Annotated in this window: 8 protein-coding genes; 6 read left to right on the top strand and 2 right to left on the bottom strand. The window is 38.6% G+C overall.

Features of this window, described 5'->3' with window-relative positions; genetic code table 11:
* Positions 1-6: 6 nt before the first annotated feature.
* The 4 genes from A5875_RS07305 to A5875_RS07290 all read left to right on the top strand — a co-directional run bounded on the left by A5875_RS07305 (position 7) and on the right by A5875_RS07290 (position 6,230).
* Entirely contained in the window at positions 7-1,131 is a 1,125-nt protein-coding gene (locus tag A5875_RS07305; protein ID WP_088932993.1) for an AI-2E family transporter, read from the top strand.
* Positions 1,132-1,243: 112 nt separating this feature from the next.
* Positions 1,244-2,620 carry a hemolysin family protein gene (locus tag A5875_RS07300; protein WP_088932992.1) on the top strand — a complete coding sequence of 459 codons (1,377 nt, stop codon included), beginning with the start codon at positions 1,244-1,246 and terminating at the stop codon, positions 2,618-2,620.
* A gap of 231 nt (positions 2,621-2,851) precedes the next feature.
* Positions 2,852-4,429, top strand: coding sequence for a peptide chain release factor 3 (locus A5875_RS07295; RefSeq protein ID WP_088932991.1), 1,578 nt, complete (start codon positions 2,852-2,854; stop codon positions 4,427-4,429).
* Positions 4,430-4,451: 22 nt separating this feature from the next.
* Positions 4,452-6,230, top strand: a complete 1,779-nt coding sequence (locus A5875_RS07290; RefSeq protein ID WP_088932990.1) for a hypothetical protein — start codon at positions 4,452-4,454, stop codon at positions 6,228-6,230.
* A gap of 21 nt (positions 6,231-6,251) precedes the next feature.
* On the opposite strand, the gene A5875_RS07285 is transcribed toward A5875_RS07290, so the two are convergent.
* Both A5875_RS07285 and A5875_RS07280 read right to left on the bottom strand, forming a co-directional pair.
* Entirely contained in the window at positions 6,252-6,548 is a 297-nt protein-coding gene (locus A5875_RS07285; protein WP_088932989.1) for a DUF1827 family protein, read from the bottom strand.
* Between the two features lie 151 nt (positions 6,549-6,699).
* Positions 6,700-8,922 (bottom strand): ATP-dependent Clp protease ATP-binding subunit, encoded by a 2,223-nt coding sequence (locus A5875_RS07280; protein ID WP_088932988.1) that lies wholly within the window; start codon positions 8,920-8,922, stop codon positions 6,700-6,702.
* 438 nt (positions 8,923-9,360) lie between these two features.
* Between A5875_RS07280 and A5875_RS07275 the strand changes: the two genes are divergently transcribed.
* Positions 9,361-9,627 (top strand): phosphocarrier protein HPr, encoded by a 267-nt coding sequence (locus A5875_RS07275; protein ID WP_010745997.1) that lies wholly within the window; start codon positions 9,361-9,363, stop codon positions 9,625-9,627.
* A complete protein-coding gene (gene ptsP / locus A5875_RS07270) occupies positions 9,627-11,354 on the top strand; it encodes a phosphoenolpyruvate--protein phosphotransferase (RefSeq protein WP_088932987.1) in 1,728 nt (575 codons plus the stop codon). Before A5875_RS07275 ends, ptsP begins: the two co-directional genes overlap by 1 nt.
* The last annotated feature ends 303 nt before the right edge of the window (positions 11,355-11,657 follow it).

Below are 11,657 nucleotides of genomic sequence, written 5' to 3'. Positions count from 1 at the left end.
AGATGGATGTTTGAGAAAATAAAAAATTCAAAATTAATGTTTTGGTCGGTAGAACTATTGATCATTGCCACCTTGATTTTGGTTTCATCAAAAATTGATTTTGTCTTTCAACCGATCGGGACATTTTTTACCACATTATTTGCGCCGATCTTGATTGCCGGCTTTTTGTATTATTTATTAAATCCATTAGTAAATCTTTTGATGAAGCTGGGTGTGAAACGCCTAGTAGCGATCGCGTTGATATTTATATTACTGATTGGAATGATCGTCTTGATCTTTATGAGCGTTATTCCCAATTTAGTAGAGCAGCTAGTTTCGTTGGCTAAAAATATACCTGGTTTTATCAATAATATGCAAAACTGGCTCCAAGAAGCTGCTAATAATGCGACGCGTTTCCCGCTCTTTAAGGAACTGGATGTTGATAAATATATCAGCAATCTGGATGTTTCAGCAGGGAGCATCATTCAACAATCACTGACAGGCGTGACGAATGGTTTAGGATCAATCATCAGTAAGGTTACTACAGTAGTTCTATTATTGGTGACAGTGCCGTTCATTCTATTTTATATGCTCAAGGATGGAGAAAAGCTTGTTCCAAATATTGAACGTCTTTTTCCTGAAAAACAACGGGTAAATATTAAGGGACTTCTGCATCAGCTTAATAAGACGCTGTCTGATTATATCAGCGGACAAGCAATCGAATGTTTATTTGTCGGTACCTTTACCTTTTTAGGTTATTTGCTGATTGGTGTTGATTACGCCTTTTTATTCGGTGTGATCGCCGGCTTGACGAACTTGATTCCCTACTTAGGACCATATCTAGGGTTGGCACCCGCGTTGGTTTATACTTTTTTTGATTCACCAACGAGAGCACTACTTTGTATTTTAGTCGTCTTAATCGTGCAGCAGGTCGATGGGAATGTGATCTATCCAAATGTTATTGGAAAAACATTGAACATCCACCCCTTGACGATCATCTTGATCTTGTTAGTAGCTGCAAATCTTTCCGGCATCTTAGGAGTCTTTCTGGGCGTTCCAGTCTATGCTATTTTACGAACAGTCGTTGTATTTATCGTAAAAATAGTAAAACAGAGCAAACAAGAAGAACGCGAACACGAGTTTTTGAACTAGCTGTCGGCTCTCAGTTCGGAAAAGATTGCATTAAAACAAGCGATGTGATACGATTTTATCGTGGCCTTTGTGCCACTTTTTTTACACTTAAAAATAAGGAGCGAATGCAATTATGAATGCTGACCCCGATAGTCAGTCGTTAATTTTACAACTAGGTTTATTAGTAATTTTAACGTTAATCAACGGATTTTTGGCTGCGGCTGAAATTGCGGTGGTGTCGGTCAATAAAAACCGGGTAGAACAAAAAGCAGAGGAAGGAAATCCCAAATCCAAGAAATTATTGCAGATCATTCACGATCCAAATAATTTTTTATCAACGATCCAAGTAGGGATTACCTTAGTCAATATCTTGTCAGGGGCATCTTTGGCAGATGGCTTGTCTGCACGTTTAGCACCAGTTTTAGGCGGAAGTGCGGTGGCTAGAACACTGGCTACTGTGATTGTCATGATATTATTGACCTATGTTTCGATTGTATTTGGTGAATTATATCCCAAGCGAATTGCTATGACCAAGACCGAAGAAGTAGCTCAGTTCACTTCTGGTGTTGTTCGTAAACTAGGAATAATTACAAAACCGTTCGTTTGGTTATTAACGGCTTCGACAAACTTATTGGCAAAGATTACGCCGATGACGTTTGATGATGAAGATACGAAAATGACCCGTGACGAAATGCGTTATATGTTAGAAACTGAAGGCGTTTTGGACAATGATGAGATTGAAATGCTGCAAGGTGTCTTTTCATTGGATACCAAGGTAGCACGAGAAGTGATGGTTCCGCGGACCGATTCCTTCATGATTGATATCAATGATCCAGTGATGGAAAACATCGATGATATTTTAAACGAAAGCTATTCAAGAATTCCCGTTTACGATGAAGATAAAGATAAAGTCGTTGGTGTCTTGCATACGAAGGCATTATTAAAATCCGCACGCCAATTTGGATTTGAAAATGTTGAATTACGAAAAATTTTGCAGGAACCATTATTCGTACCAGAAACGATCTTCATTGATGACTTGCTTTATGAATTGAAGAAAACTCAAAACCAAATGTCGATTTTACTCGATGAGTACGGCGGAATGGTTGGATTAGTGACCTTAGAGGATCTATTAGAGGAAATCGTTGGTGAAATCGACGACGAATCTGACGAAGTTGAGAAGCTTTATGAAAAAGTCGGTGACAATGAATACTTGATCAACGGAAAAATGCTGATTGATGAGTTTAATGAAGAATTTGATTTAAACTTACACATGAGTGATGTTGATACGATGGCAGGCTACTTAATCACTGCATTAGGAACGATTCCTGATGCAGGAGAAAAGCTTTCCTTTGACGTGGATGATTTAACCTTGATTTCTGAAGAAATGGAAGGGTCGCGTGTCTTAACATTACGTGCGATTTTCCATCCGGAAGAACACGAAAATGTCGAACCAGAAGAAGAACGTCGACTGTTCACCAAAGATTTTGACGATAACGAACCACGCCGATAATATTGTTTATGTAGAAAACATTCTGCCACGCAGAGTGTTTTCTTTTTGCCAGTTTTTCTTCACACTTCAGCACAATTAGAAAAACAGTATGCAAATAAAAACCTAACTCTGTTTTTTTACGAAAAACTAAACAAATGTCAGAGCGATTCAACTTTCCATCAGAGTAAAATCCATGCTATACTGATTGGGTTGAAATTTGAAAGATACTAGAGATATGAATGGAGCAATAGAATGAACAATCCTAATTTAAAACAACAAGTGGACAGCCGTCGAACCTTCGCAATCATTTCCCATCCGGATGCTGGTAAAACGACGATCACTGAACAATTACTATTATTTGGCGGAGCGATTCGTCAAGCAGGAACCGTTAAAGGAAAAAAGACTGGGAACTTTGCAAAATCTGACTGGATGGATATTGAAAAGCAGCGGGGAATTTCGGTAACGAGTTCTGTAATGCAGTTTGATTTTGATGGAAAACGTGTCAATATTTTGGATACACCTGGGCATGAAGATTTCTCAGAGGATACTTACCGGACACTGATGGCAGTGGATAGTGCCGTGATGGTAATCGATAGCGCAAAGGGTATTGAAGCACAAACTAAAAAACTTTTCCAAGTTGTGAAACGTCGAGGTATTCCAATCTTTACGTTTATTAATAAGTTAGACCGTGACGGCCGTGAACCTTTAGAACTGCTAGAAGAGTTGGAAGAATTATTGGATATTGAATCTTATCCGATGAATTGGCCAATTGGTATGGGAAAAGGACTAGAAGGAATCTATGATATTCATCGGAATCGAATCGAGTTCTATCGACCTGAACAATATGAAGGTGAACGGTTTGTTGAATTAACCGATGGCGAGATTACTGGTGACCATCCACTAAAAGAAAAATCAATCTATGAAGATGTTTTAAGTGAAGTTGAGTTGGTTCGTGAAGCTGGCGATCAATTTGATCTTGAAAAAATCGAACGCGGCGATCAAACGCCAGTATTCTTCGGATCGGCGTTAACAAACTTTGGTGTCGAAACATTTTTAGAAACATTTGTTGATCTGGCACCAAAACCCCATGCACATAAAACTGAAGAAGGCGAAGCTATTTCTCCTTATGAAGAAGAATTTTCCGGTTTTGTTTTCAAAATCCAAGCGAATATGAATCCAAACCATCGCGACCGGATCGCATTTGTCCGTGTGTGTTCAGGAACCTTTGAACGGGGAATGGATATCACACTAGGTCGGACCGGCAAGAAGATGAAACTAAGCAATGTGACACAATTCATGGCGGATGCTCGTGAAAATGTCGAAGAAGCAGTTGCAGGCGATATCATTGGCGTCTACGATACAGGAAATTATCAAATCGGAGATACTATCTATGAAGGAAAATTGAAGGTTGCTTATGAAGAATTGCCTTCATTTACACCTGAACTCTTTATGAAAGTAACCGCGAAAAATGTGATGAAACAAAAATCCTTCCATAAAGGAATCTATCAATTAGTTCAAGAAGGCGCGATCCAGTTGTATAAGACCTATTTAACAGAGGATTACATCATTGGAGCGGTTGGTCAGCTGCAATTTGAAGTTTTCCAACACCGGATGTTAAACGAATACAACGCCGAAGTCGTAATGACACCGATGGGTAACAAGATCGCTCGCTGGATCGATCCAGAGCAATTAGATGAACGGATGAGTTCAAGCCGGAATATTTTAGCTAAAGACCGCTTCGATCAACCATTGTTCTTATTTGAAAATCAATTTGCAATGCGTTGGTTCGCAGACAAGTATCCAGATGTTGAACTGAAGAGCTTGATGTAGAAAGCGAAGAAAGGGACCTTTGATGCAGAAAGTAAAAAGCGGCACAAAAATCATTTTAACAAAACTCAAACAACCGAGCAGTTTGATTCTATTAGTTGTTTTGATTAGTTTAACAATGTTTCGTTTAGGATTGAGTGCCAAAGCTCCCTATTTTATCAATTTATTTGCCGGTTACGATGATCAGCTGTTTATTCATTATAGCGAAGAAATCCTCAAAGGAAATTGGCTAGGAAGCTACTCAACAAAAGCGTTATCCAAGGGAATTTCTTATTCTCTTTTTATGGTATGGGCCAATAAGCTTCATCTATCTTATGGTATATTTTTGGGCTTATTCAATATACTAGCTAGTTCGACTGCTGCGCTTGCTTTACGACCATTAGTTAACAACCGTTGGATTTTAACTTTTATCTACGCATTCTTTTTGTATTCACCGGTCACTTTAACTAGTGAATACAGTACCCGAATCTATCGAAACACATTAGTTGTTCCGGCAGTATTATTGGTGGTGGCTTGTCTCGTAGGCTTGTATTTTAGACGAAATGGAAAATTACGATCGTTTATTTTATGGAGTGTCGGACTATCGCTGATTTTTCCTTTTTATTGGTATATACGTGAAGATTCATTATGGCTATTGCCATTATTGATGGTAGGTTTGCTGATTATCGCTGGATCAGTTGTTTTTGAAAATGTTCCGAATTTTAGAGTAAAGAACTTTCGTGCTTCGCTTAAAAAATTCTATTTTACTAAGAAGCAGCTGGCTAAGTTGATGTTGTGCTTTTTGCCTTTTATCCTGCTTTTTTCAACAACTAAGGTTTTGAAGAATATCAATCAAGAGCATTATGGGATCGCACTAGTTAATGATCGAACTGGTGGTGCTTTTGGAAACGTGTCGAAGCATTTGATTCGAATGGATGATGGTACAAAGCTGAATGAAACCAATAGTAAAGTTTGGGTTTCGAGAAAAGCATTGGAGAAAGCCGAAGCGGTATCCCCAACGTTGAAGCCAATCGCTAAAAATATCGATTGGATTTATCACGGAAGTCCATGGAGCGGCGGTGAGGACATTGCTGGGGACATTATTTTTTGGGCGTTGCGAGATGCCGCGGCACAAGCTGGTTATTACAAGGATGGGGAGAAGACTGAAAATTTTTGGCATAAAGTCGACTCAGAATTATCGGAGGCCTACAAAAAGGATCAATTGAAGCAGAAAAAAGAAATCTATCTGACTGCTACCGGTGATGGGAAATTAAGAAAAGACCTGCCGTTAGTAGGAGAATTTATGAAAAGTGGTTTTTCCTATAATGTTTTCTATAAGGATTATGGTCAGGGCATGGATGCAACACTTGGTCCGAAAGAGGATGTGGCAAAGGCGGAAGAATTACTGAATTATTCATTTTCGGAAAATTGGCAAGACGTCAATGCTCCTCGGACTGAGCCGAATAAGGTCACCAAATCTGCAGAAATCTCCAATCGTATTATCCAGTTGTATCGTGATACAATGCCGATTTGGCTAGTATTGTGTGTGTTAGGCTTTTTGATTATTGTAGTGGGAAGTCTTTTTTCAAAGGCGCAGCTGAAAATCTTTCGCGGAATGCTGTTGATAACTTTGGGGCTAATGCTATCGTATTTGATTTTTTTAATTGGTGTCTCTTGGTTTTGTTCATGGGCGCCTGAACGAAAAGAATTGTTTATGATGACCTATACAGGCGCTGGAGTACCAGTGATTCAATGGATTGAAGTGCTAGCCTTTGTTGGCATTATTCAATTACCGATCATCGCTAAAAAGATAAATAAAAAATAGTTGAAGCTTTTATGGCTTCAACTATTTTTTTGTTATCGACATTTCAATCAGTCCAGGAGATTCTAGATAAGAAATGTTGGTAAAATCGTAAGTCTTTTCATCTAATTTTCGTTTAAAGTATTTATGTACAAACTCAACTTCCGATGGCTGAATGTTTCGATTGTCATTTTTTAAAACAATCTCCGCATGTTTATAAGCATCGGTATATATCACAGTAGTATTTCCAATCGTATAGACCTTTATCATATTTGCATCAGTGTTCTCCAACTGATTATAGACCATTTGAGAATGGCTGTTCGTTACATTGATAAGTTTCATCTCGAAACACCTTCTTCCTAACCTTACTTCATAGTGTAATTATATAAGAAATATTAAGAAAAAAGAAGGAGGATGCTCACTTTAATTAGAATATTTGAATAATTTGGTAAAAGAAAAGGATTCTCGTTGGCAACGAGAATCCTAAAAACTATTAACTCTTATCTTCTTTTGCTAAGCGTTCAGGCTTTGATGTGATAACGATGTGATCTTCTTTGTCGAGTTTTGCTTTAAGGTCAGTAATTGTTGGGTGATCTAAATAGAATTCAGCAATTCCATCTTCGATATTTTCTTGAATTGTCCGACGGAGTGGGCGAGCCCCCATTGCAGGATCATAACCTAGATCAACCAATTTCTCTTTGACATTATCCGGGACATCGATGTGGAGTTTTTGTGAAGCTAACATTTCGTTAACATCATCCAACATCAATGAAACGATATTCATCAAGTTTTCTTTTGATAATGGACTGAATTCGACGATACCATCGAAACGGTTCAAGAATTCTGGTGCAAAGAAATCTTTTAATTGACCTAAGACAGAACGAGTGACACCTTCTCTTGCAGCACCAAAACCAACATTAGCTTCGATCTTACCAGTTCCAGCATTGCTGGTCATAATGATAATTGTATCCTTGAAGCTTACCGTTCGGCCCTGTGAGTCAGTCAAACGACCATCATCAAGAATTTGCAAGAACATGTGCAGCACATCAGGGTGAGCCTTTTCAATTTCATCAAGCAAGATTAGGCTGTATGGATGACGACGTACTTGTTCAGTCAATTGACCTGCTTCTTCGTAGCCGACATAGCCGGGAGGAGAACCAATCAATTTAGAGACACTGTGTTTTTCCATATATTCACTCATATCGAAACGAATCATAGATTCACTGGAACCGAATAATTCTTCCGCTAATTGACGAGCCAATTCCGTCTTACCAACACCAGTAGGTCCGACAAATAAGAAAGAACCGATTGGGCGGTTTTTCTTATTTAGACCAACACGGTTACGACGAATGGCCTTGGCTACTTTGTCGACTGCTTCATCTTGTCCAATAACATGTTGTTTTAAATCAACAGCAAGATTTTTCAATTGTGTTTGTTCTTTTTCCTTCAATTCACCAACAGGGATACCCGTGCGTTTTTCAACGATTTTCTCCATGTCTTTTTCAGTAATAACTGGTGTTTCTTCATCAGTTAATTGACGTTCTTTCATTTTTTGCAGTTTGTTGATTTGATCACGGTAGTAAGCCGCTTTTTCAAAGTCTTCTTCTTGCGAAGCCTGTGATTTTTGCTGTTCAGCTTCTGCTAACTTTTTATCGATCGTTTTTGGATCAACGATTTGAATCGTTAAGTTTTTCTTTGAACCTGTTTCATCTAACAAGTCGATCGCTTTGTCAGGTAAGAAGCGATCTTGGATATAACGATTTGATAGTTCAGCAGCAGCTTTGATCGCATCATCCGTATATTTTACATGATGGTAATCTTCATAACGCGGTTGTAAACCTTTCAAGATTTCAATCGTCTCTTGAACAGAAGGTTCTTCAACACGTACAGGTTGCATCCGACGTTCTAATGCAGCGTCCTTTTCAATGATTCGGTATTCATTTAAGGTTGTAGCTCCAACCATCTGCAATTCACCGCGGGCTAGTGCAGGTTTCAAGATATTGCCAGCGTCCATGTTGCCATCTCCGGCAGCACCAGCACCCACGATTTCATGCACCTCATCAATGAAAAGGATGATATTTTCTGCCTGACGAATTTCTTCGATCAGTTTCTGCATCCGTTCTTCAAATTGACCACGAATTCCAGTGCCTTGAACAAGAGAAGCGACATCTAAACGAATTACTTCTTTGTCCATTAATTTTTGCGGAACATCGCCATCAACGATTTTTTGAGCCAATCCTTCGACAACTGCCGTTTTACCAACACCCGGTTCACCGATTAGGACTGGATTATTTTTTGTACGGCGATTTAGAATTTCAATGACACGTTGAATTTCATCGTCTCGCCCAACGACCGGATCAATGTTACCTTCACGAGCTAGTCCAGTGATATTGATACCATATTCATCTAGTAACCCGCCTCCGCCGTTTCCGCGAGGGGGTTGATTGTTAATACCATTACCACCGCCGAATTGTGTCGGTGGTGTTTGATCTGCTGCTCCTTGTCGTTGTTGCATTTGTTGTGACATTGAGCGGAACAAATCATCTAAACTTCCAAAACCAAAAGGATCATTTCCAGCCATTTGTGGCGCACCTCCAGCTTGATTCTTTAATTTTTGATAACAACTCTGGCAATAATCTAATTGCTTTCGTTGACCATTGACATTTGCATATAAATGAATGGTTGCTTCATTTTCATGACAATTTTGGCAAAGCATCTTTTTCACCCTTTCAATAGTTAATTGTTTCTTCCATTGTACATCGAGTAAGCGAATCTCGTAAAAGGATACGCTGATCAGTTGTTTGACTATCACTGACCTTAAGAATAATTATAGCGAGAATTTTTATAAAAGCAAACAGTTTGTCTCAAACTTTAGCAATCTAATAACGAGAGTGCTAAAAGAAACATGAACTTGCTTTTTTACAACACAGTATTGTTATGGAAAAAAAATGAAAACACGATAAATCAATAACTAAGTCCAGCAAACAAGATATTTTAAGAAAGGGCATACATTCTGTTAGGATAAATCGACTAAAATTGTTGTATCTACCGCAAAAAAATGGTAATCTAAGAAAATGAAGGGTCCAAAATGATGGATGTTATCATTAAAGCCCTAACATAAAAAAACATTTTTTTATAAAGGAGAACGGTCAATATGGAAAAAAAAGATTTTCACGTAGTAGCAGAAACAGGGATTCATGCACGTCCCGCAACTTTATTAGTGCAAGCTGCAAGCAAATTTAACTCTGATATTAACTTAGAGTATAAAGGAAAATCAGTTAACCTTAAATCAATCATGGGCGTTATGTCTCTAGGTGTTGGCCAAGGGTCTGATGTTGTTATCTCTGCTGAAGGTGCTGACGAAAAAGAAGCAATGGAAGCTATTGTAGAAACAATGAAAAAGGAAGGATTATCTGAATAATGGTTGAACTACTAAAAGGTATTGCCGCAAGTGACGGAGTTGCCGTTGCGAAAGCTTATCTGCTAGTACAACCGGATTTATCTTTCAAACAAAATAATGTAGAAGATACTGCTGCCGAAGAAAAGCGTTTAGACGACGCTTTGGCGGCTTCTTCTGCTGAATTAGAAAAAATTCGGGATAAAGCAGCTAAAAGCTTAGGTGAAGAAGAAGCACAAGTTTTTGATGCTCATTTGATGGTTCTTTCAGATCCAGAAATGATTGGTCAAATCAAACAACATATTCAAGATAATAAAGTGAACGCGGAAAGCTCACTTAAAGAAGTTACAGATATGTACATCGGCATGTTCGAGGCAATGGATGATAACGCTTATATGCAAGAACGTGCAGCAGATATCCGTGACGTTACAAAACGTGTAATGGCTCATCTATTAGGTGTATCGTTACCAGATCCTTCTATGATTGACGAAGAAGTTGTCGTTGTGGCACATGACTTGACTCCAAGTGATACTGCACAATTAGACAAAAACTTTGTAAAAGCCTTTGTTACTGATATTGGCGGACGTACGTCTCACTCAGCAATCATGGCTCGTTCATTAGAAATTCCAGCGATTGTTGGCACGAAGGAAATCACTTCTAAAACTAAAGAAGGCGATGTTCTTGCAGTTAACGGTATCACTGGTGAAACAATTGTAAATCCAACTGATGAACAAGCGGCTGAATACAAAAAAGCCGGCGAAGCATATGCTACGCAAAAAGCAGAATGGGAAAAATTAAAAGATGCTGAAACAGTTACTGCTGATGGCAAGCACTTTGAATTAGCAGCAAATATTGGTACACCAAAAGATCTTGAAGGTGTTCATAATAATGGTGCTGAAGCAATTGGTTTATATCGGACTGAATTCTTATACATGGATTCTTCAGATTTTCCAACAGAAGATGATCAGTTTGAAGCTTATAAAGCTGTCTTAGAAGGTATGGACGGCAAACCAGTCGTTGTTCGTACAATGGATATTGGTGGAGATAAAGAATTACCTTACTTAACTTTACCTCACGAAATGAATCCATTCTTGGGCTATCGTGCATTGCGTATTAGTTTGTCTGAATTAGGCGATGGTATGTTCCGTACACAATTACGTGCCTTGTTGCGCGCTTCTGTTCACGGTAACTTACGTATCATGTTCCCAATGGTTGCGACACTAAAAGAATTCCGTGCAGCGAAGAAAATGTTCAACGAAGAAAAAGAAAAACTTGTTAAAGAAGGCGTGAAAGTTTCTGATACGATCCAAGTCGGAATCATGATCGAAATCCCTGCTGCAGCTGTTCTAGCTGACAAGTTTGCTAAAGAAGTTGACTTCTTCAGTATTGGAACAAATGACTTGATTCAATACACTATGGCGGCTGACCGTATGAACGAACGTGTTTCTTACTTATATCAACCATATAACCCGTCAATCTTGCGTTTGATCAAAAACGTGATTGATGCAGCACACGCTGAAGGTAAATGGGCTGGTATGTGTGGCGAAATGGCTGGCGATCAAACAGCAGTTCCATTGTTAATGGGTATGGGATTAGATGAGTTCTCTATGAGTGCGACATCTGTTCTTAGAACCCGCAGCTTGATGAAGCGTCTAACAACGACTGATATGGCTGAACTAGCTGAAAAAGCGTTGAAAGAATGCGATACAATGGAAGAAGTAGAAGAGTTAGTTAAAGAATACGTAAAATAGATTTTAACTTTTTGACCGTTGTCTTTTAGGCAACGGTCTTTTTTTGTTATAAAATACGATTCTCTGGTAACTGAAAATGATGCAGACTGTTTAAAATCAGACTAGAGGTTGAGATAAAGTTCAAATGCTTATGATATAATTGATTTGTTTTTAAGGAGGCTGCATATGAAAATATTACTTTACTTTGAAGGTCAGAATGTCATTGGTAAATCTGGGATAGGTCGTGCTTTAAGTCATCAAAAGAGAGCCCTAGCTTCAATGGGAATAGAATACACACTTGACCCAAAGGCTACAGATTATGAT

It is taken from the genome of Enterococcus sp. 3H8_DIV0648 (genome assembly GCF_002140655.1).
GTDB lineage: Bacteria > Bacillota > Bacilli > Lactobacillales > Enterococcaceae > Enterococcus_A > Enterococcus_A hulanensis.
The sequence above is the reverse complement of the archived record's forward strand: the minus strand, read 5'-3'. Positions and strand labels throughout refer to the sequence as shown.

What these genes read in the sequence shown, in the direction of transcription:
- A5875_RS07305 (WP_088932993.1), top strand. Translation starts at nt 7, where the DNA reads ATGTTTGAGAAAATAAAAAATTCAAAATTAATGTTTTGGTCGGTAGAA.
- A5875_RS07300 (WP_088932992.1), top strand. Translation starts at nt 1,244, where the DNA reads ATGAATGCTGACCCCGATAGTCAGTCGTTAATTTTACAACTAGGTTTA.
- A5875_RS07295 (WP_088932991.1), top strand. Translation starts at nt 2,852, where the DNA reads ATGAACAATCCTAATTTAAAACAACAAGTGGACAGCCGTCGAACCTTC.
- A5875_RS07290 (WP_088932990.1), top strand. Translation starts at nt 4,452, where the DNA reads ATGCAGAAAGTAAAAAGCGGCACAAAAATCATTTTAACAAAACTCAAA.
- A5875_RS07285 (WP_088932989.1), bottom strand. Translation starts at nt 6,548, where the DNA reads ATGAAACTTATCAATGTAACGAACAGCCATTCTCAAATGGTCTATAAT.
- A5875_RS07280 (WP_088932988.1), bottom strand. Translation starts at nt 8,922, where the DNA reads ATGCTTTGCCAAAATTGTCATGAAAATGAAGCAACCATTCATTTATAT.
- A5875_RS07275 (WP_010745997.1), top strand. Translation starts at nt 9,361, where the DNA reads ATGGAAAAAAAAGATTTTCACGTAGTAGCAGAAACAGGGATTCATGCA.
- ptsP (WP_088932987.1), top strand. Translation starts at nt 9,627, where the DNA reads ATGGTTGAACTACTAAAAGGTATTGCCGCAAGTGACGGAGTTGCCGTT.